General features: G+C 62.8%; 16 protein-coding genes and 1 tRNA gene. 4 read left to right on the plus strand and 13 right to left on the minus strand.

Annotated elements, in window-relative coordinates:
* Positions 1-8: 8 nt before the first annotated feature.
* From C2L66_RS27880 to rpoD, 3 genes are all read right to left on the minus strand, one after another.
* Complete coding sequence (locus tag C2L66_RS27880) at positions 9-1,781, minus strand: SWIM zinc finger family protein (RefSeq protein WP_060605070.1); 1,773 nt, start codon at positions 1,779-1,781, stop codon at positions 9-11.
* Positions 1,782-1,967: 186 nt separating this feature from the next.
* Positions 1,968-2,055 (minus strand) — tRNA-Ile (locus tag C2L66_RS27885).
* A gap of 182 nt (positions 2,056-2,237) precedes the next feature.
* Positions 2,238-4,283 carry an RNA polymerase sigma factor RpoD gene (gene rpoD / locus C2L66_RS27890; RefSeq protein WP_060607084.1) on the minus strand — a complete coding sequence of 682 codons (2,046 nt, stop codon included), beginning with the start codon at positions 4,281-4,283 and terminating at the stop codon, positions 2,238-2,240.
* A gap of 61 nt (positions 4,284-4,344) precedes the next feature.
* Here rpoD and C2L66_RS41855 point away from each other — a divergent pair, with 61 nt between their 5' ends.
* Positions 4,345-4,692: a hypothetical protein gene (locus C2L66_RS41855; RefSeq protein ID WP_035997870.1), complete on the plus strand. Its 348-nt coding sequence runs from the start codon at positions 4,345-4,347 to the stop codon at positions 4,690-4,692.
* 31 nt (positions 4,693-4,723) lie between these two features.
* On the opposite strand, the gene dnaG is transcribed toward C2L66_RS41855, so the two are convergent.
* The 4 genes from dnaG to C2L66_RS27910 all read right to left on the minus strand — a co-directional run bounded on the left by dnaG (position 4,724) and on the right by C2L66_RS27910 (position 8,993).
* Positions 4,724-6,610, minus strand: a complete 1,887-nt coding sequence (dnaG, locus tag C2L66_RS27895) for a DNA primase (protein WP_060605067.1) — start codon at positions 6,608-6,610, stop codon at positions 4,724-4,726.
* Between the two features lie 104 nt (positions 6,611-6,714).
* The gene (locus C2L66_RS27900; protein ID WP_035997874.1) at positions 6,715-7,161 is read right to left on the minus strand and encodes a GatB/YqeY domain-containing protein; all 447 of its coding nucleotides are present in this window, start codon (positions 7,159-7,161) and stop codon (positions 6,715-6,717) included.
* 291 nt (positions 7,162-7,452) lie between these two features.
* Complete coding sequence (gene rpsU, locus C2L66_RS27905; RefSeq protein ID WP_035997875.1) at positions 7,453-7,665, minus strand: 30S ribosomal protein S21; 213 nt, start codon at positions 7,663-7,665, stop codon at positions 7,453-7,455.
* Between the two features lie 110 nt (positions 7,666-7,775).
* A complete protein-coding gene (locus C2L66_RS27910; protein WP_060605064.1) occupies positions 7,776-8,993 on the minus strand; it encodes a BaiN/RdsA family NAD(P)/FAD-dependent oxidoreductase in 1,218 nt (405 codons plus the stop codon).
* A gap of 123 nt (positions 8,994-9,116) precedes the next feature.
* Here C2L66_RS27910 and tsaD point away from each other — a divergent pair, with 123 nt between their 5' ends.
* Positions 9,117-10,142 (plus strand): tRNA (adenosine(37)-N6)-threonylcarbamoyltransferase complex transferase subunit TsaD, encoded by a 1,026-nt coding sequence (gene tsaD, locus C2L66_RS27915; RefSeq protein WP_054933502.1) that lies wholly within the window; start codon positions 9,117-9,119, stop codon positions 10,140-10,142.
* Between the two features lie 978 nt (positions 10,143-11,120).
* On the opposite strand, the gene folE2 is transcribed toward tsaD, so the two are convergent.
* The 4 genes from folE2 to C2L66_RS27935 form a co-directional block, all read right to left on the minus strand.
* Positions 11,121-11,918: a GTP cyclohydrolase FolE2 gene (folE2, locus tag C2L66_RS27920; protein WP_054933501.1), complete on the minus strand. Its 798-nt coding sequence runs from the start codon at positions 11,916-11,918 to the stop codon at positions 11,121-11,123.
* A gap of 145 nt (positions 11,919-12,063) precedes the next feature.
* Positions 12,064-13,962, minus strand: coding sequence for a 1-deoxy-D-xylulose-5-phosphate synthase (gene dxs, locus C2L66_RS27925; protein ID WP_035997888.1), 1,899 nt, complete (start codon positions 13,960-13,962; stop codon positions 12,064-12,066).
* 96 nt (positions 13,963-14,058) lie between these two features.
* A complete protein-coding gene (locus C2L66_RS27930; protein ID WP_060605061.1) occupies positions 14,059-14,940 on the minus strand; it encodes a polyprenyl synthetase family protein in 882 nt (293 codons plus the stop codon).
* Entirely contained in the window at positions 14,937-15,254 is a 318-nt protein-coding gene (locus C2L66_RS27935) for an exodeoxyribonuclease VII small subunit (RefSeq protein WP_054933499.1), read from the minus strand. The genes C2L66_RS27930 and C2L66_RS27935 overlap by 4 nt, the downstream gene beginning before the upstream one ends.
* A gap of 286 nt (positions 15,255-15,540) precedes the next feature.
* Between C2L66_RS27935 and C2L66_RS27940 the strand changes: the two genes are divergently transcribed.
* Positions 15,541-16,647: an aromatic ring-hydroxylating oxygenase subunit alpha gene (locus C2L66_RS27940; protein WP_054933498.1), complete on the plus strand. Its 1,107-nt coding sequence runs from the start codon at positions 15,541-15,543 to the stop codon at positions 16,645-16,647.
* 120 nt (positions 16,648-16,767) lie between these two features.
* The gene (locus C2L66_RS27945; RefSeq protein ID WP_060605059.1) at positions 16,768-17,640 is read left to right on the plus strand and encodes a sulfurtransferase; all 873 of its coding nucleotides are present in this window, start codon (positions 16,768-16,770) and stop codon (positions 17,638-17,640) included.
* A 64-nt stretch (positions 17,641-17,704) separates the two neighbouring features.
* On the opposite strand, the gene C2L66_RS27950 is transcribed toward C2L66_RS27945, so the two are convergent.
* On the minus strand, positions 17,705-18,577 hold the full coding sequence (locus tag C2L66_RS27950) for a dienelactone hydrolase family protein (RefSeq protein WP_054933496.1): 873 nt from the start codon (positions 18,575-18,577) through the stop codon (positions 17,705-17,707).
* Between the two features lie 121 nt (positions 18,578-18,698).
* Positions 18,699-20,045: an NAD(P)/FAD-dependent oxidoreductase gene (locus C2L66_RS27955; protein WP_054933495.1), complete on the minus strand. Its 1,347-nt coding sequence runs from the start codon at positions 20,043-20,045 to the stop codon at positions 18,699-18,701.
* Between the last annotated feature and the right edge of the window lie 204 nt (positions 20,046-20,249).

The raw sequence follows: 20,249 nt of genomic DNA on the forward strand, positions 1-20,249 counted from the left end.
TGGCCTCGTCAGGACAGCGTGTTCAGCAAAACGATGAAGTTGCGCTTCGCACGATAGGTCTGACGCATCTCAGCCAGTTCAGCGGCAAACTGCGCGTGCTCGCCGAGTTTGGCCCGCAACGCGCCGATGGCCTGCACGATTTCGAATGCTTCTCCATATTTTGCCGACACCGTACCTCTTTCAACAGTGCCATGTAGCAGATTCTGATAAACAACCAGAGCATCGCGCGGATGCGTCACGGCGCGCACGGCCGCCATCGGTTGAAAGATCTGGGTTGCGACGGGACCGCCTGTAAACGCATTCCATGCAGCCTCGTTGTCGCGCTCCTCAAGATGCATCTTGACCAGTTCGGTACGCGTCGTCGTGTCCCATACACTGCGCTTCGCTTTTCCCGACTCTTCTTTCTGGACGCAATCCCACATGTGTTCGAGCGCCCGTCGGCGCGTTTCGTCATGCGTGCCGGTTGTGCTCGCAACGTCCATCAGATCATGGAATGCGCGGGCGCTGATATGTGACACGAAACACCGCCACGCGTAAGCATCTGCCTTGTCGAACTCACCGCGACTCAGATACGCGTCGACGCAGAAGCTCAGCAGCGATCGATCGGGATTCTTTTTCGATGCTTCGATGCCTCGCTCTGCCCATGCGATGCCTTCATCCAGGCGGCCATGTTCCCGGCAGAGTCGGGCGATCGTCAAGAATCGATACGGGGTCGACAGGTCCTTTGATTCGATACGAATCAGCGCGTCGATGTCGCCGTCGAACACTGCCAGGGCGGACATTGCGTGACTGACCTTCGAGCGGCGTCGGTCGGAGCCGTAGGCGTTGTCGCTGGAATCAGGCGCCGCAAGCGCGCTCCATTGCTCGTTGAGCAAGTCGCGATAGATCGGCAACCCCACATCGCCTAGCACATCGGCATAAGCCGGAAGCGCATCGCGAAACGTGCCCCACTTGCCCTCCGTCTGAAGGCGGAAAAGCCGCTCCGCGAGCTTGTCCGGATCGGGGCGGGTCCGTTCGCACGCTTCGAGGTGGATGCTCGCGAGTTCCTGGATGGCGGGCATCACATGGCCGTTCGAATCGTCCATTCGCTCCAGGCTGTTTTCAGACTCGACGATCGCGAGTTCGGCGAGTTCGACGACGTCAGCCGCATGGGGTCCGTTGAGCCGCGCCCTCAGTACGTCGCACAACGAATACAGACCATCTGCATACTCGGCGACCTCCCGCCAGTCGTGCACCACGCGCCTGACGCGCGTCGCCTGCCGCACGGCGGATCTCATGCCCGGCAAATCGCTCGCATGGCTTGCACGCGCGGCCAGCAGCAGCTTGTCGCGAAGCGCCACGTCACGCTCGACCGCTTCCATTAACCAGGTTCTAAGCGCTTCCGCATCCAGCGACGACACATATTCTTGAACCTGTTCCGCGTAGGTCTTTCGCTTCTTGCGCGGCTTTTTCGGTTGTGGCTCTTCTTCGGGCGGGAACACCTCCGCGCCGGAATTTTCCAGCCACGACAGCGCGACGGCGACCGCGTGCTTGCAAAATGCCGCCGCCCGGCTGACGGGACAATCACAGTGGCACGTCAGTGCGCCGTATCGAGTGGTCAGCTCGACGTTGTACGGTTCGGTGCCGCGCACGATAGCGCGCACGCTGCCGTCGCTCGCCTCGAGGCGCGATACCTTGCCGCCATGGAAATAGGCTTTGCCGCGTGCGAAGGTTTTCTCGTCGCTGCGCGACAGCACCTCGGCCAAAGTGAGGACGTCTGCGAGGTTCGCGGATTGAGACATTGGAAAGCTCTTGAGCAAGGGCGAATTCAGGTAGGCGGACCCGTGATGCAAACCGTCAAGGGGATGACGGGAACCATGCCAGTCATGTTGCAATTCTGGTGGCAGCAGCATGAAGACGCAAGCTCGCGCCCGGCTTCCTGTCACGCAGGCGCATGCCGCGACGAGCTTGAAAGGCTTAAGGAGATTTGGTGGGCCGGGTGGGAGTCGAACCCACGGTGTCCTTTCGGAGGCGGATTATGAGTCCGCTGCCTGCAACCAGCACGGCGTCCGGCCCAACGATGCTTCGCAATGGAAGCTGGAGAAGACCAACAAAAAGACCCGGTCTGAAGGCCGGGCCTGTCCGTCGATTGGCCGACATACTACACGAAAACAGGGCTTCCGGGATCGCTTCGCTGAACAAAACGATCGGGAAGCCCTGACTGTCTACTGCGTATAAAGGCCAGCAAGCCGGCTCGATCAATTGCCTTCGAGGAACGACTTCAGCTTGTCCGACCGGCTCGGGTGACGCAGCTTGCGCAGCGCCTTCGCCTCGATCTGACGGATACGCTCTCGCGTCACGTCGAACTGCTTGCCGACTTCTTCCAGCGTGTGGTCCGTGCTCATTTCGATACCGAAACGCATGCGCAACACTTTCGCCTCGCGCGGCGTCAGCGAATCGAGCACGTCCTTCACGACATCGCGCATGCTGGCGTGCAATGCGGCGTCGGCCGGCGCAACCGTGTTGTTGTCCTCGATGAAGTCGCCCAGATGCGAATCGTCGTCGTCGCCGATCGGCGTTTCCATCGAGATCGGCTCCTTCGCGATCTTCATGATCTTGCGGATCTTGTCTTCCGGCATCTCCATCTTCTCGGCCAGCGTTGCCGGATCCGGCTCGAGGCCGGTTTCCTGCAGAATCTGACGCGAGATACGGTTCATCTTGTTGATCGTCTCGATCATGTGAACCGGAATACGAATGGTGCGCGCCTGGTCCGCGATCGAACGCGTGATGGCCTGACGGATCCACCACGTCGCGTACGTCGAGAACTTGTAGCCGCGGCGATATTCGAACTTGTCCACGGCCTTCATCAGGCCGATGTTGCCTTCCTGAATCAGATCCAGGAACTGCAGGCCCCGGTTCGTGTACTTCTTCGCAATCGAAATCACGAGACGCAGATTCGCCTCGGTCATTTCGCGCTTCGCCTGACGCGCCTTCAGTTCGCCCGCCGCCATCTGGCGGTTGGTTTCCTTCAGGTCCTTCAGCGGCAGCACGACGCGCGCCTGCAAGTCGAGCAGACGCTGCTGCTGCTCGCGGATAGCCGGCACGTTACGCGACAGGATCGCGCTATACGCGTGATTCTCGGTGACGATCTTGTCGGCCCATTCGAGGTCCGTTTCATTGCCCGGAAAACGCGCGATGAACTCCGCACGCGGCATGCCGCACTTGTCGACGACCGTGTGCAGGATCTGACGCTCGACCTGACGCACTTCGTCCACCTGCGCGCGCAGCGTGTCGCACAGACGCTCGACGGTACGCGCGGTGAAGCGGATCATCATCAGCTCTTCCTGAATGGTTTCCTGCGCCTTCAGGTAGGACTTCGACTTGTAGCCTTCCTTTTCGAACGCGCGGCGCATCTTGTCGAACCATTCGCTGATCAGCGCGAACTTTTCGAGCGACATGCGTTTCAGTTCTTCGAGCTGGGCGGCGTTGGCCGTCGCCTGCGCGGCGCCGTCGTCGTCTTCCTCTTCTTCCTCGTCCGCCTCTTCCTGTTCTTCTTCCTCGTTCTCGATCGCTTCGGCTTCCTGTTCGGAGAAGCCGTCGGTATCTTCGGCGTTCGCGTCGATCAGGCCGTCGACGAGTTCGTCGATGCGGATCTCTTCATTCGCGACGCGCTCGGCCATGGCCAGAATGTCGGCGATCGTGGTCGGGCAGGCGGAGATGGCCATCACCATGTGCTTCAGGCCGTCTTCGATGCGCTTGGCGATTTCGATTTCGCCTTCGCGCGTAAGCAGCTCGACCGTGCCCATCTCGCGCATGTACATACGCACCGGGTCGGTCGTGCGGCCGAACTCGGAATCGACGGTAGAGAGCGCGACTTCCGCTTCCTCTTCCACTTCGTCGTCCGACGAAGCGTTGGGCGCGTTGTCGTTCAGCAGCAGGGTTTCGGCATCGGGCGCCTGTTCGTAGACCGCGACACCCATGTCGTTGAACGTGCTGATGATGCCTTCGATCGCCTCGGTTTCCGTGAAGTTGTCCGGGAGGTGGTCGTTGATCTCGCCGTAGGTCAGGAAGCCCCGCTCCTTGCCGAGCTTGATCAGCGCGCGCAGCTTCGAGCGGCGCTCTTCGAGCTCCTCGACGGTGCCGGGCTGCGAAGACGCGAACGCGTCCTTGAGCAGCGCCTTCTCCTTTGCGCGACGGTCGCGTGCCTTGACCTTTTCGACCTTGCCCGTAGCGGGAGTTGCGGCTGCTTCTTCGCTCGGGGATGCGTCGTCATCGACGGATACTTCGTTCAGCTTTTTCGTCATGGAGTTCGCCATACCGGCTGTAGTCTCGACTGCCGGCTGCTGGACGACAGCCGGTTGAACCGTGGATACCAAAGACTCGCGGGGAGCCGCATCGTCCTGCGCGACATCCGCTTCCCTTTCGCTGCTGACTCCCTGCCGCTTCGCCACCGATGTCACCGACTTCGATGTCACCGATGCCGCTCGCGCGGCCGATGCGGTCGAGGCTCTTTTCCGGGCAACCGGCGTAGCAGCGGTTTCGGCAGACTTTTTCGGTGTGGAAGGAGCCGACCTGGCTGCACTGACCCTGGTGGTCGTTTTCGGCTCGTCCGAGCCGCTGCCTGTCGCCTTTTTTCCGCCTGTAGTCTTTACCATTGCAATCGCCTTATATCGCCTTTGCCTGGAGAAAAACAAAACCGCTGAAATCTTTTAATTATAGCATTCGGCCTTTCAGCGCTTCCCTTTCACTGCCCGCGCTGACGCTTCATGTCAGCGCACGTCCTGCTTAATTCCTGATACTCCAGCAACTCCTCCGGGGTGTGCCTCGACTGACGCGACAATTCATCCAGCCGCTCGCTATAAGCGTCGTAACGCATTTTCAGAATGGCCGCTTTCAATTCTTCCCCGGCGAGGCGCTCGTGTTCACGGCGCTCCTCGGCCACCGTCGCGTCTTCGGGATTCTTCAACAGCAGATCCCGAACGTTTTCATCATAGTCCAGAATTTCCCGGAAGATTTCCTCGAAGGTGGGGGCGTTAGCCCCGTTTCGCAACAGGTCCGACAGCAACTGGAACTCGGCCGTGTCGCCCAACCCGCGGGCATGCGTCGTCACCTCCTCGAACAGTTCGCCGTGCCGCGTGACTGTGAGCAGCGCCTGCTCTTCCTCCTCACCGAGCACCGCGACGATACGCGGGTGCATCACCAGATTGCGCAGCGCCCGCTGCTCGATCCCCGTCACGCTGCGCCGGTCCTTGCGGGCAGGCGCGCTGCGTGCTACTGCGGCGATCCGCGCGTCGACCTCGCATAACGCGGCCACTTCCTCGAACGGCACGTCGAGACGGTCGGCGAACATATGCATGATCTGCGCGCGCAACGCGTTGGCGGGCAGCATCTGCAATAGCGGCTTGGCGTCGAACAGCGCCCGCGCGCGCCCTTCCGGCTGGTCCAGCTCCTTGCCCGCCAGCACTTCATTCAACAGGAACTGCGACAGCGGCATCGCGCGGCGCACCTGCTCCGCGAAGGCTTCCGTGCCGAATTCGCGGACGTAGCTGTCGGGATCGTGCTCGGCCGGCAGAAACAGGAAGCGGATGGTGCGGTTGTCGGCGGCATGCGGCAGGCAGGCGTCGAGCGCGCGGCGGGCCGCGCGCCGTCCGGCCGAGTCGCCGTCGAAGCTGAACACCACGGTATCCGTCTGCCGCATCAGTTTCTGCACATGAATCGGCGTGCAGGCGGTGCCGAGCGTCGCAACCGCGTTCTCGAAACCCCACTGGGCCAGCGCAACCACGTCCATATACCCTTCGACGACCAGCACGTACCCCTGCTCGCGGATCGCAAGCCGCGCCTCGAACAGGCCGTACAGTTCGCTGCCTTTGTTAAATAAAGGCGTTTCGGGCGAATTCAAATACTTGGGCTCGCCGCCGTCCAGCACGCGTCCGCCAAAACCGATTACCTGGCCTTTCACGTTGCGGATCGGGAACATCACGCGTTCGCGGAAACGGTCGTAGCGGCGGTTCTGACCCTGCGCGTCGGACTTCTCGCTGACGATCACGAGACCCGCCTCGACGAGCGCGTCGTCCCGATAGTTGGGGAATGCCGTTTCGAGGTTCTGCCAGCCATCGGGCGCGTAGCCGAGGCCGAAGCGCTTGGCGATCTCGCCCGTCAGTCCGCGCTTTTTCAGGTACTGGATGGCGTTAGGCGCGCCGCGCAGTTGCGCCTTGTAGAAGTCGCTGGCCGTCGACATGAGGTCGGACAGCGCTGTCGTCACGGCCTTAGAGACGGCGGGCGCATAGCCTTCACCGCCTGGACCGCCGGCTCCCGCGCCGCCGCCACGCATCGGCGAAGGCTCTTGCGGCACGGTGAGCCCGACGGATTGGGCCAGTTCGTTGACGGCTTCCGGGAAGGAAAGCGCCGCATGCTCCATCAAAAACCCGATGGCCGTGCCGTGCGCGCCACAGCCGAAACAATGATAGAACTGCTTAGTCGGACTAACGGTGAACGAAGGGCTCTTCTCGTTATGGAACGGGCAGAGTCCCATGAAGTTCGCGCCGCCTTTTTTCAGCTGCACATACCGGCCCACCACGTCGACGATATCGACGCGGTTCAGCAGGTCTTGCAGAAAGGAATGCGGGATCACAATGCAGACGCGGCCTTAAAAAGAATGAGGCAAGGGTGCGCAACGCACCCGGCCATGCGCGCCGCGCCGGAACGGGGCGCACATGGCGGAAAACGACACCGGGCTTACTTCGACAGCGCGGCCTTGACCTGCGCGGACACGGCCGTCATGTCGGCCTTGCCGGCGAGCTTCGGCTTGAGCACGCCCATCACCTTGCCCATGTCCTGCGGGCCGGTGGCGCCGACCTGCGCGACGGCCGCCTGCACTTCGGCTGCCACTTCCGCGTCCGACAGCTGCGCGGGCATGTAGGCGCTCAACACGTCCAGCTCGGCCTTTTCCTTGTCGACGAGATCGGTGCGGCCGGCCGTTTCGAACTGGGCGATCGAGTCCTTGCGCTGCTTGATCATCTTGTCGACGACGGCTGTCACGGCGGCGTCATCCAGTTCCACGCGATCGTCGACCTCACGCTGCTTGATGGCAGCAAGCAGCAGACGGATCGTGCCGAGACGCTCGGTTTCGCGCGCGCGCATCGCTGCTTTCATGTCGTCGTTGATTCGGACTTTGAGACTCATCGTTCACCTGAATGCGTGGAGGGTTTGAAATACGGGTGAAGACGCGGCGTAGAGCGCAAAAACCCGCTTGGGATCGTTCCTCAAGCGGGTTAGTGCCAAATACGCGGTGAACCGTGCACCTGGATACGGCCTTGCGGAGCGTGGACCGAAGTGGCCTTTCGCGCCTTGCGGCGTGAGCGGCCTCTTTCGCGGCCAGTTACCGCAAGCGCCGGCATGCTCCCGCGCCGTCACCTCATGTGAGCCGCCGCTTTCGCTCAAGAGACCGGGCGAGCACCGCGACTTCACTTTGAATCAGTAAAACTTCTTGGGCAGTTGCTGGCTGCGCAGGCGCTTGAAATGGCGCTTCACTGCAGCTGCTTTCTTTCGCTTGCGCTCGGATGTCGGCTTCTCGTAAAACTCGCGCGCACGAAGTTCGGTCAACAGCCCGTTCTTTTCTATCGTGCGCTTGAAGCGGCGCATCGCGACTTCAAAAGGCTCGTTTTCTTTTAAGCGGATCGTCGTCATTTTTCAATAACGGAGCTTGGCCAAGATTGGAAAGTATAGCAGTTGTTTCCCACAATCACATAAGGGTGTCAAGCCCTTATGTGACGGGCGTTTGCGCCCGTTTTCACGGGCTACCGGGCAGCCGCGAATTCCGCCGCTGCCTGCCCGGCCGCCACACCCGACGCCCACGCCCACTGGAAGTTGTAGCCGCCTAGCCAGCCCGTCACATCGACGGCCTCGCCGATGAAATACAGCCCCGGCACGCGCGCGCTCATCATCGTCGCCGACGACAGCTCGCGCGTATCGACGCCGCCGCGCGTCACCTCGGCCTTCTTGTAGCCTTCCGTGCCGTTCGGCGTGAGCGTCCAGCGCGACAGCGCCTCGCCGACCCGGCGCAGCGACTTGTCGGGCAGATCGGCGAGCCGCGCGTCGGCGGGTACGCCGTGGGTCTGCAGCCAGACATGCGCGAGGCGCGCGGGCACCCATTCGGCGAGCAGAGTGCCGATCTGGCGCTTCGTCGCGGTTTTGGCCTCCAGCAACGCGGCGATGGCATCCTGCTCGGGCAGCAGATTGACGTGCACCGGCTCGCCAGGCTGCCAGTAGCTGGAGATCTGCAGCACGCCCGGGCCCGACAACCCGCGATGCGTCAGCAGCAGATCTTCGACGAACTCGCCGCCCGTTTTCTTCGCGCCCGTCGCCAGATGCACTTCCAGCGACACGCCCGACAGCTCCGAAAACGGCTGCCAGTCGGCGGGAGCGAACGTCAGCGGGACGAGCGCCGGGCGCGTGTCGATCAGCTTGTGTCCGAACTGCTTCGCGATCCGGTAGCCGAAATCGGTTGCGCCGATTTTCGGAATCGACAGACCGCCCGTCGCGATCACCAGCGCGCGGGCGCGAATCGGGCCGGAGCGCGTGTCGAGCGTGAAGCCGTCGGAATCGGCGTGGCGCACCTGCTCGACGGCGAGCGGCCGGCGCCACGCGATATTGCCCGCGTCGCATTCGCTCTTGAGCACGTCGATGACGGCGTCGCTCGACTGGTCGCAGAAGAGTTGCCCTTTGTGCTTCTCGTGCCACGTTACCCGGTACTGCTTGAGCAGCGCCATGAAATCGCGCGGCGTGTAGCGCGCCAGCGCCGAACGGCAGAAATGCGGATTCGCCGACAGATAATTGTTCGGACCGGCGTACAGATTCGTGAAGTTGCAGCGGCCGCCGCCCGAGATGCGGATTTTCTCGGCGAGCCGCGCCGCGTGGTCGATCAGCACCACGCGCCGGCCGAGCTGCCCCGCCACCGATGCGCACATCATGCCCGCCGCGCCCGCGCCGATTACGGCGATATCGAAGGATTCCATGGGGCTGCATTGTAACCGCCACGCCGGGCGCGCCCGGCGGCGCGGTGCCTGCGCTGCTATACTTTCAGGTTCCTTTTTTGATGTTTCGGGCGGTACTTCAGGCGCCCGATCGACGGTCGAATCATGCTCGTTCTCGGCATAGAAAGCTCCTGCGACGAAACTGGTCTCGCGCTCTACGACACGGAGCGCGGGCTGCTCGCGCATGCGCTCCATTCGCAGATCGCGATGCATCGCGAATATGGCGGCGTGGTGCCGGAACTGGCTTCGCGCGACCATATCCGGCGGGCGCTGCCGCTGCTCGAAGAGGTGCTTGAGCGCTCGGGTGCCGCGCGCGGCGACATCGACGCGATCGCCTACACGCAGGGCCCGGGGCTCGCGGGCGCGCTGCTGGTCGGCGCGAGTATCGCCAATTCGCTGGCGATGGCGTGGAACAAGCCGACTATCGGCATTCATCATCTGGAAGGCCATTTGCTGTCGCCGTTGCTCGTCGACGAGCCGCCGCCGTTTCCGTTCGTCGCGTTGCTGGTGTCGGGCGGACATACGCAACTGATGCGGGTGACGGACGTGGGCGTCTATGAGACTCTGGGCGAGACCCTCGACGATGCAGCCGGTGAAGCCTTCGACAAGACCGCGAAGCTGTTGGGGCTCGGGTATCCTGGCGGGCCGGAGGTGTCGCGGCTGGCGGAGTTCGGCACGCCCGGGGCTGTCGTGCTGCCGCGTCCGATGCTGCATTCCGGCGATCTGGATTTCAGTTTCAGCGGGCTGAAGACGGCTGTGCTGACGCATGTGAAGAAGCTTGGCAGCAACGTGTGCGAGCAGGCCAAGGCTGATCTGGCGCGTGGTTTTGTCGACGCGGCCGTCGATGTGCTGGCTGCCAAATCGCTCGCGGCGCTGAAGAAGACCAGGCTAAAACGGCTTGTCGTGGCGGGGGGTGTCGGTGCGAACCGGCAGTTGCGTGAGGCGCTCTCGGCAGCCGCGAAGATGCGCGGGTTTCATGTGCATTATCCGGATCTTTCGCTGTGCACTGATAACGGCGCGATGATTGCGCTTGCCGGCGCGCTGCGGTTGGAGCGCTGGCCCGCGCAGGCTGGGAATGACTATGCTTTTACCGTGAAGCCACGGTGGGATCTGGATTCTCTGGCGAGGTGAGGTTTTTTTGTCTGCCAGGGGCATTCGGTGGGACCCTCGCGGGGGGCGTTGCCGTTCGGTGTTGTTGGCTTTTGCGCTGGCATCCGTGCTTTGTTATCGCGCTTCACGCGTTGCCGTTCGGTGTTTTTGGGCTCTGCGCTGGCATCCGCGATTCGTTAGCTTGCTTCACGCGTTGCCGCTCGGTGTTTTTGGCCTTTGCGCTGGCATCCGCAATTCGTTAGCGTGCTTCAAGCGTCGCCCCTGTGCGGGGCGGCACCTACTTTTCTTTGCCGCCGCAAAGAAAAGTAGGCAAAAGAAAGCGGCTCACACCGCCAGCCCGTGTTCTTATCCACGGGCCCCCAACGTCCCCACGCCTCACACGGCAGCGCCCTTGTTCGTGCGCGTTGCCAGCGCGCTAAATGAGCGCCTCACCCACTTCAAATACTCGTGCACAGGCTAACGGCAGCGAATGGTATCAGCCGCCCAGGTGGCAAACTGTGTGCAGGTTGTCGCGTCGTAAAGCTCGGCGCTCCTACATTTAGGTATGCGCGTGCTGTCGGTCCGAAGTGAGGCGTGTGAAGCACCGAGGGCCTACACACAGTTTGCCACCTGGGCGACCGTGGACTGCCTGGCGCGGCGTGCTGAAATGCGGGTGCGTGAGGCGGGTGAGGCGCTCATTCAGAGCGTTGGCAACGAGTGTGGGTCACGTGGTTGCCGTGTGAAGCGTAAGAACCTGTGGGGGCCCTCAGGCAAGAATTAGCGCTGGCGGTGTGAGCCGCTTTCTTTTGCCTACTTTTCTTTGCGGCGGCAAAGAAAAGTAGGTGCCGCCCCGCACAGGGGCAACGCGTGAAGCGCGCTAACAATTCGCGGATGCCAGCGAAAAGGCAAATCACGGATGCCAGCGAAAGCAAAAGCAAATCGCGGATGCCAGCGCAGAGCCCAAAAACACCGAACGGCAACGCGTGAAGCGCGATAACAAAGCACGGATGCCAGCGAACCTCATGCCCTCTTCTCAATCACCGCATAAGCCGAATGATTATGAATAGACTCGAAGTTCTCCGCTTCGAGCACATAGGCAACAATCCGCTTATCAGCATTCAACCGCTGCGCGACATCGCGCACCAGGTCTTCGACGAACTTCGGATTCTCATAAGCGCGCTCGGTGACGAACTTCTCATCCGGCCGCTTGAGCAGGCCCCACAACTCACACGAAGCCTCTTCTTCCGCAATACGGATCAAATCCTCGACGGGAACGTCATCGACCAGCTCAGCGTCAATCGTCACATGCGAGCGCTGATTATGCGCACCATACTGCGAAATCTTCTTCGAACACGGGCACAGGCTGGTAACCGGCACCAGAACCTTAAGAAACAACCGCGTGGCGCCATCGCGCGAATCGCCCGTCAACGTCACTTCGTAGTCCAGCAGACTTTGCACGCCCGACACCGGCGCCGTCTTGTTCACGAAGTACGGAAACGACACCTCGATACGGCCCGCAGGCGCCTCCAGCTTCTCCAGCATCGAAGCGAGCATCGCGCGAAACGCAGCAGAATCCAGCGGCGTCTTGTTCTCTTCAAGCAACGCGACGAACCGCGACATATGCGTGCCCTTCACCTCGGCAGGCAAATGAACATCGAGATTCCACGTGCCAATGGTCGGCTGCACGCTGCCGTCCGGCGTACGAACCGTCAACGGATGACGCACCGCCTTCACACCCACCCGCTGAATCGGAATCTGGCGGGTGTCGACCGTGCTCTGCACGTCAGGCATCACGAAAGCGGGGTTCATCTGGTTCATGTTCTTGTCCTCAACTTGCAGCGCGAATCGACGCGCAAAATGACAACCGCCGGCTTGCGCCGGCGGAGCCCGGCGGTATGTAACCCGCCGATTCATATTCGAGTAGATGCAACGAGCCGCTTTCCTGTTCCCGCGGCCCGCTATGTTAAGCGACGCGTTTGACCGACTTGCCGCTCGCGTGCTCCACAAATCGCTCGCGGATGGACTTCGCGATGCCTGCAGCATCCAGCCCACACGACGCCAGCAGCTTCGCCGGATCCCCGTGATCGATGAAGCGATCGGGAAGGCCCAATTGTAGTACGGGTCGGATAACCCCACTCTCCATCATGGCTTCCACGCATGCCGAGCCCGCGCCGCCCATCACGCAGCCTTCTTCGACCGTGACGATGGCGTCGTGCGTTTCAGCCAGCTCGCGCACGAGATCGGCGTCGATCGGCTTCACGAAGCGCATGTTGGCGACCGTCGCGTCCAGTTGCTCCGCTGCCGCAAGCGACGGCGCGACCATCGTGCCGAACGCGAGAATCGCAATGCGCTTGCCGGCCGGCTGCGTCGATTGACGACGGACTTCACCCTTGCCGAGCGGCAGCGCAGCCATCTGCTTGACCGTTGCGACACCCGTGCCCGCGCCGCGCGGATAGCGCACGGCCGTCGGGTTCGGCTGCTGCAGCGCCGTGTATAGCATCTGGCGGCACTCGTTTTCATCCGACGCCGCCATCACCGTCATGTTCGGGATGCAGCGCAGGAACGCGAGATCGTACGCGCCCGCGTGCGTCGCGCCGTCCGCGCCGACGAGGCCCGCACGATCGATTGCAAACACAACAGGCAGGTTCTGCAGCGCGACGTCGTGAATCAGCTGGTCATACCCGCGTTGCAGGAACGTCGAGTAGATCGCGACGACCGGCTTGAGCCCTTCCGTTGCGAGGCCGCCCGCGAACGTAACGGCATGCTGCTCGGCAATGCCGACGTCGTAGTAGCGATCCGGGAAACGCTTTTCGAATTCGACCATGCCCGAGCCTTCGCGCATCGCAGGCGTGATGCCGACCACGCGCGAATCCAGTTCGGCCGCGTCGCACAGCCATTCGCCGAACACCTGAGTGTAGGTCTTCTTGGCGGGCGTCGTCGACGGCTTGATGCCTTCGGCCGGGTTGAACTTGCCGGGGCCGTGGTACAGCACGGGATCAGCCTCGGCGAGCTTGTAGCCCTGGCCCTTCTTCGTCACGACGTGCAGGAATTGCGGACCGCGCAGCTCGCGGATGTTCTGCAGCGTCGGGATCAGCGAGTCCAGATCGTGACCGTCGATCGGTCCGATGTAGTTGAAGCCGAACTCTTCGAACAGCGTGGCCGGGACGATCATGCCCTTCGCGTGCTCTTCGAGCTTGCGCGCCAGGTCCAGCACGGGCGGCGCGTGGCGCAGCACCCGTTCGACGCCGGCGCGCGCGGCCGCATAGAAGCGGCCCGACATCAAACGCGCGAGATGGCGATTCAGCGCGCCGACGGGCGGCGAAATCGACATGTCGTTGTCGTTGAGGATGACGAGCAGCGGCACGTCGTCTTCGACACCCGCATTGTTCATCGCCTCGAAGGCCATGCCCGCCGTCATCGCGCCGTCGCCGATCACGGCGATCGCGAAGCGGTCTTCGCCGCGCAGCTTGCTGCCGATCGCCATGCCGAGCGCCGCCGAGATCGACGTGCTCGAATGCGCGGTGCCGAACGTGTCGTACGGCGACTCGTCGCGCTTCGGAAAGCCCGAGATGCCGCCCAACTGGCGTAGCGAGTGCATCTGGTCGCGGCGGCCCGTCAGAATCTTGTGGGGATAGGTCTGATGACCCACGTCCCAGACGATGCGGTCGCGCGGCGTGTCGAACACGTAGTGCAGCGCGATCGTCAGTTCGACCGTGCCGAGGTTGGACGACAGGTGGCCGCCCGTCTGCGACACGCTGTCGAGCACGAAGGCTCGCAACTCGTCGGCAAGCGGTTGCAACTGGCGGCGATCGAGGCGGCGCAGGTCCGCGGGGTCGTCAATGGTTTTCAGCAAGTCGTACATCGTCGTTCCATTGTAGGAAAACTTACGCGCCCGCACTTCATTCGCGCACACCCGAAAAGTCTTGTGCGGGCGGCGGGCTTTCGCGTTACAGCTACATCAGCGGACCCGGTTCACCACGAGGTCAGCCAGCTCGGCGAGCCGCTGCGCGCGGGCGCCAAAAGGTGCAAGCGCCTGGTGCGCGTCGCTGCGCAGTTGCGCAGCCAGCGCGCGCGAAGCGTCGAGCCCGATGATCGACACGTAGGTCGGCTTGCCGTCCTTCGCGTCCTTTCCAGCCGTCTTGCCGAGCGTCGCGGAATCGGTCGTGACGTCGAGAATGTCGTCGACGACCTGAAACGCGAGGCCCACAGCAGCCGAATAGGCATCCAGCGACTTCAGCATCGCCGCGTCGTGCGCTTCGCCTGCCAGCGCGCCCATGCGCACGGCTGCGCGCAGCAGCGCGCCCGTCTTCAGGCGGTGCATCGTTTCGAGTTGCGAGCGCGTCAGCGTGTGGCCGACGCTCGCCAGATCGATCGCCTGGCCGCCCGCCATGCCGATCGAACCGCTCGCGAGCGCCAGTTCGCGCACCAGCGCGGCCTGCTGCGCCGGCGCGAGCACATCCGATGTCAGCGCAACGAAAGCTTGCGACTGCAGCGCATCGCCGACCAGCAGTGCCGTCGCTTCGTCATATTTGACATGTACCGTGGGCTTGCCGCGGCGCAGTTCGTCGTCATCCATGCAGGGCATGTCATCGTGCACGAGCGAATAGACGTGGATCATCTCCAGCGCCGCCGACGCCGCGTCGAGGCACTCGGCCTTCGCGCCCGTCAGCTCGCCCGCCGCGTGGCACAGCAGCGGGCGCACCCGCTTGCCGCCGCCCAGCACGGCGTAGCGCATTGCTTCATGCAGCCGGGCGGGCTCGATCGAGTCCGCCGGCAAGTATTGTTCGAGTGCGCCCTCTACCCGGTCCAGCACCGAGCGCATCCATTGTTCGAAGGTCATAGATCGTCTCCGCTGTCGGCAGCGGTTGTACCTGCTGTGTTCACGGGAAGCGGCTTGAGCGTTTCGCCATCGAGGACGCGCACCTGCTGCTCCACCTTTTCGAGTTGTTGCTGACAGAACGCCACGAGCACGGCGCCGCGCCGGTAAGCCGCCAGCGACTCTTCCAGATTGAGGCTGCCGCCCTCCATGCGCCCGACGAGCCCCTCCAGTTCCGCCAGCGCCGCCTCGTAGCTCTCGGGCAGCGGTGAATTGTCGGAACCTTCGGTCCCGGTGGGGGACAAACCAGCCGTATCGGTGGAAGCCGTCTTCGCCATGAATCGTCGCAAAATTAAAACAAGTCGGACATTCTACGGCAAAAGCGAGATTTTCGACCTGCGAGCCCACCAATGGGTGTCGGCACGGCCATTGCGCAACACTTTGGACGATAGAAATAAATCCAACGTTTGCGCGGCGAAATCGCGAGCTTCCCCGACATTTTTAACCCAAATCAGGTACTTAAGCGCCCCAAGGAGGGGGAAACAGGTATAATCGCGGGCTCCCTAAATCGAATCTTCGATGGTTGGGTTGTTCACTGCTTTCACGTCTTCATCGGGAGTGGGAATGTCCAATCTGAGCAATGCATTGCAGCTCAAGGCTATCCACAGCCAGCTGCCAGTCACGGCTTACTTTGACCAGGCGCTCCACGAGCGCGAACTCGAAACCCTTTTCAAGAAAGGTCCTCGCTACGTCGGGCACGAACTCATGGTTCCCGAAGCGGGTAACTATTTCGCCTTGCCCAGCGAACGCGAGGGGCGCGTGCTCGTCCGCAACCAGCAGTCGCAGATCGAACTGCTGTCGAACGTGTGCCGCCACCGTCAGGCGATCATGCTGAACGGCCGCGGGCAGACGGAGAACATCGTCTGTCCCCTGCACCGCTGGACCTACGACCTGAACGGTCAGTTGCTCGGCGCGCCGCATTTCGCCGACAACCCCTGCCTGAATCTCGGCGCCACTCCGCTGCAAAGCTGGAACGGCCTGCTGTTCGAAACGCAGGGCCGCGACGTCGCGAAAGACCTCGCGCGCCTCGGCACGGCAAAGCACTTCGACTTCACGGACTACATGTTCGATCACGTCGAAGTGCACGAGTGCAACTACAACTGGAAGACCTTCATCGAGGTCTATCTCGAGGACTATCACGTCGTGCCGTTCCATCCGGGCCTCGGCAGCTTCGTCAACTGCGACGATCTGAAGTGGGAGTTCGGCGACTGGTACAGCGTGCAGACGGTCGGCGTGCACAACGAGCTCGCGCGTCCGGGCAGCCCGACGTATCGCAAGTGGCACGACGAAGTGCTGCGCTACCGCGACGGCAAGATGCCCGAGTTCGGTGCGATCTGGATGGTGTACTACCCGGGCATCATGGTCGAGTGGTATCCGCATGTGCTCGTCGTGTCGTGGCTGATCCCGCGCGGTCCGCAGAAAACGACCAACGTCGTCGAGTTCTATTACCCTGAGGAAATCGCGCTGTTCGAGCGCGACTTCGTCGAAGCGGAGCGCGCCGCGTACATGGAAACGGCGCGCGAAGACGACGAAATCGCCGAACGCATGGACGCCGGCCGCCGCGCGCTGCTGGAGCGAGGCGAATCGCAGGTCGGTCCGTATCAGAGCCCGATGGAAGACGGCATGCAGCACTTCCACGAGTTCCTGCGCCGCGAACTCGGCACGGTCTGAGCGCGCGCCGCGAGCGGCATCCACGGCTTCATACAAGGAATGACGGGCTTCGGCCCGTCATTTTTGTTTAGACTAGAGATATCGTTCGGCGCTGCCGAAATCAGTCTCTCAGGAGCCGTCATGCCACACACTCACTACACCACGCTGATCTCCGCAAGCAATCTCGCCGAACGTCTGGCCGCCGCGCCGGGCAGCGTGTTCATCGTCGATTGCCGTTTCGACCTCGCCGATACCGACTCTGGCGAAAAAGCCTACGCGGCGGGTCATCTGCCGCAAGCGCACTACCTGCATCTCGACCGCGATCTGTCCGGGCCGAAGACGGGCAGCAACGGACGTCATCCGTTGCCGGACCGTCAGAAGCTGGTCGACCGGCTCGCCGCGCTCGGCCTCAAACAAGGCCAGCAAGTGGTCGCGTACGACGCGCAAGGCGGCATGTACGCCGCGCGTCTGTGGTGGCTGCTGCGCTGGCTGGGTCACGATTCCGCCGCGCTGCTCGACGGCGGGCTGCAGGCGTGGGAAGCCGCCGGCCACCCGCTGACACAGGACGCGCCGCCGCAGACGAGCGGCGACTTCAAGGCGGGCGCACCGCTGGCCGTGACCGTGGATGCGCAAGCCGTGGAACGCAACATCGGCACGAAGGAACGCGTGGTGATCGACGCGCGCGCGGCTGACCGTTATCGCGGCGAGAACGAAACGCTGGATCGCGTGGGCGGCCACATTCCGGGCGCGCGCAACCGCTTCTTCAAGGACAACCTGACGGCAGACGGGCGCTTCAAGTCCGCACACACGCTGCGCGACGACTTCAACGCGGTGATTCCCGCGGGCGTGTCCGCCGAGCATGTGGTGCTGCAATGCGGCTCGGGCGTCACCGCTTGCCACAACGCGCTGGCGATGGAAATCGCCGGGCTGCATGGCGCGGCGCTGTACCCCGGATCGTGGAGCGAATGGAGTTCGGATACGTCGCGGCCTGTGGCGACGGGACCGAATCCGTAACCTCTTTGTTGACAGCGGCGCCGGCGACCGCGGACGATCGCCGGCACCGCACACGCAGGAAAACTCAACCCACTCCGTGCGCCTTGAACCATGCAAGCGTGCGGCGCCAACCGTCTTCGGCGTCGGCTTGCTTGTAGCTCGGCCGATAATCCGCAAAGAACGCATGCCCCGCGTCGTCATAGACGACAAACTCCGAGCCGCGCCCCGCCTGCGGCCCCTGCGCGATCGCCTGCTTCATCTTGTCGAGCGACTCCTGCGGGATGCTCTGGTCCTGCCGGCCGTACAACCCCAGCACGGGCACCTGCAGATCGGACACGCGGTCGATCGGGTTGGCTGGCGTCATCGGCGTCTGGTTGCCGGCCACACGCCCATACCACGCAACCGCCGCCTTCAGCCGCGGATTGTGCTCCGCATACAACCACGCAATGCGCCCGCCCCAGCAGAAGCCGTTGATCCCCACCTTGTTCACATCGCCGCCATGCTCGCCTGCCCATTTGAAGGTCGCGTCGAGATCGGCGAGCACCTGCGAGTCGGGCACCTTGCTGACGAGTTGCTCGTTGAGCTGCTGCATCGACGGGTATTGGGTCGGATCGCCCTGGCGCTTATAAAGATCAGGCGCGATGGCCAGATAGCCCTGCTTCGCGAAGCGCCGGCAGACGTCGGCGATATGCTCGTGCACGCCGAAAATCTCATGAACCACGATGATCACGGGCAAATGCGTCTTGCCCTTGGGCTGTGCGCGATAGGCGGGCACCATCGTATCGCCCGATTTGATGCTGACTTCGCCCGCCTCCAGACCCTCACTGTCCGTATGGATAGTCTGCGCGGACACGGGCAGCACGCATGCCGCGAAGCCCGTGCCGAGCGCCGCCTTGATGAAGGTGCGCCGGTCGAAGGGAACATGCGGAACGAGACTGTCGACTTCTGGCTTCAACATGCTGTGCTCCTCGTTTGGAATGGGTGGACGGCAAGGAGCCAACAGGATACGCGCAAAGCACATCCTGTTGCAGAAGCATCGATATCGATCAGTAGCGGTTCAATGAAGCGTCAAGGAAGACTCAGTGCAGCTTGACGCGCGGCAGCGTCGTGCGCCGCAGCCAGTGCGCGAAGGTATCCAGCACCATGCGCGCATAGCCGTGCAGCGCGGCGATATGCAGCCGGTACAACGACATATACATGAAGCGCGCGAACAGCCCTTCGATCAGCATGTTGCCGCCGATCACGCCGCCCATCAGATTGCCCACGGCGCTGAAGTGCCCGAGCGACACCAGCGAGCCGAAGTCGCGATACGTGAACTCCGGCAGCGGCCGGCCTTCGAGCCGGTTGCCGAGCGCCCGCAGCAGGAAGCTTGCCTGCTGGTGCGCGGCCTGCGCGCGCGGCGGCACGTTGCGTTCGTTGCCCGGCCACGCACACGCGGCACAATCGCCTAACGCGAACACGTTGTCGTCGATCATGGTCTGCAGCGTGGGACGCACTTCGAGCTGACCGAGCCTGTTCACGGGCAGGCCGTCGAGCTGGCTCAGCACGGGCGGCGCCTTGATGCCCGCCGCCCACACGGTCAGATCGGCGCGCACTGTCTTGCCGCTCGCGGTGCGCACGACGCCCGGCGCGACTTCCGCGACCGTCTCGCCGACCATCAGCTTCACGCCGAGCTTTTGCAGCAGCTCGGACGTGGCCGTCGATACGCGTTCCTGAAGCGCCGGCAGAATGCGCGGCCCGGCCTCGATCAGCACAATGCCGACATCGTGGCGTGGATCGAGCTTGTGCAGCCCATAGGCCGACAGCACCTGCGCCGTATTGCGCAGTTCCGCCGACAATTCGACACCCGTCGCGCCGCCGCCGACAATCGCGACCTGGATGCGCGGTTCCGTCGACGTCGTGCCGGGATTCGTTTCAACAGGTTCGTGCGCCTGATGCTCGGCCCGCATGCAGGCGGCGATCAGACGCTTGCGGAACCGCTCGGCCTGCTGAACGGTATCGAGTGCGAGTGAATATTCGGGCGCGCCCTGCACGCCGAAGAAGTGCGTCGTACTGCCGATCGCGATGACGAGCGTGTCGTATTCCAGAACCCGTTCGGGGAGCAGTTCGGCGCCGTCGTCGTCGAGCACGCGGCCAAGCCGGATGGACTTCGCCGTGCGGTCGAGGCCCACCAGTTCACCCTGTTGAAATTCGAAGCCGTGCCAGCGCGCCTGCGCGGCGTACTCCAGCTCTTGCGTGAACGGGTCCATGCTGCCCGCCGCCACCTCGTGCAGCAGTGGCTTCCAGATATGGGTCGGATAACGATCGACCAGCGTAACCTGCGCGCGCGGCTCACCGCCGCTCTTTCTGCGCGCATAGCGATCGCCGAGCCGCGTCGCCAGCTCCAGGCCTCCCGCGCCTCCACCTACGACGACAAAACGATGCATCAGAACTCTCCGTATTGACCGATAAAGCTGTGCGTCGATGCGGCGCGCGTGCGTCCGCTGTGTAATCGCGTAGTGTCGATTGTCGGCGAGCAACGGGACAAGTCACAAGCCTGTCAAAACATAACTGTGACATGCGAGCGACGTTATCCCATTGACCTGAAGAAGCAACAATGCTGTGTCAGTGTGGCATGAAAAGCATGACTG

Origin of the sequence: Paraburkholderia caribensis, assembly GCF_002902945.1 — a bacterium.
GTDB lineage: Bacteria > Pseudomonadota > Gammaproteobacteria > Burkholderiales > Burkholderiaceae > Paraburkholderia > Paraburkholderia caribensis.

Bases quoted from the DNA above. Each gene is read 5' to 3' on its own strand.
- C2L66_RS27880 (WP_060605070.1), bottom strand. From the start codon at position 1,781: ATGTCTCAATCCGCGAACCTCGCAGACGTCCTCACTTTGGCCGAGGTG.
- rpoD (WP_060607084.1), bottom strand. From the start codon at position 4,283: ATGACGAAAAAGCTGAACGAAGTATCCGTCGATGACGACGCATCCCCG.
- C2L66_RS27900 (WP_035997874.1), bottom strand. From the start codon at position 7,161: ATGAGTCTCAAAGTCCGAATCAACGACGACATGAAAGCAGCGATGCGC.
- rpsU (WP_035997875.1), bottom strand. From the start codon at position 7,665: ATGACGACGATCCGCTTAAAAGAAAACGAGCCTTTTGAAGTCGCGATG.
- C2L66_RS27910 (WP_060605064.1), bottom strand. From the start codon at position 8,993: ATGGAATCCTTCGATATCGCCGTAATCGGCGCGGGCGCGGCGGGCATG.
- tsaD (WP_054933502.1), top strand. From the start codon at position 9,117: ATGCTCGTTCTCGGCATAGAAAGCTCCTGCGACGAAACTGGTCTCGCG.
- folE2 (WP_054933501.1), bottom strand. From the start codon at position 11,918: ATGAACCAGATGAACCCCGCTTTCGTGATGCCTGACGTGCAGAGCACG.
- dxs (WP_035997888.1), bottom strand. From the start codon at position 13,962: ATGTACGACTTGCTGAAAACCATTGACGACCCCGCGGACCTGCGCCGC.
- C2L66_RS27930 (WP_060605061.1), bottom strand. From the start codon at position 14,940: ATGACCTTCGAACAATGGATGCGCTCGGTGCTGGACCGGGTAGAGGGC.
- C2L66_RS27935 (WP_054933499.1), bottom strand. From the start codon at position 15,254: ATGGCGAAGACGGCTTCCACCGATACGGCTGGTTTGTCCCCCACCGGG.
- C2L66_RS27940 (WP_054933498.1), top strand. From the start codon at position 15,541: ATGTCCAATCTGAGCAATGCATTGCAGCTCAAGGCTATCCACAGCCAG.
- C2L66_RS27945 (WP_060605059.1), top strand. From the start codon at position 16,768: ATGCCACACACTCACTACACCACGCTGATCTCCGCAAGCAATCTCGCC.
- C2L66_RS27950 (WP_054933496.1), bottom strand. From the start codon at position 18,577: ATGTTGAAGCCAGAAGTCGACAGTCTCGTTCCGCATGTTCCCTTCGAC.
- C2L66_RS27955 (WP_054933495.1), bottom strand. From the start codon at position 20,045: ATGCATCGTTTTGTCGTCGTAGGTGGAGGCGCGGGAGGCCTGGAGCTG.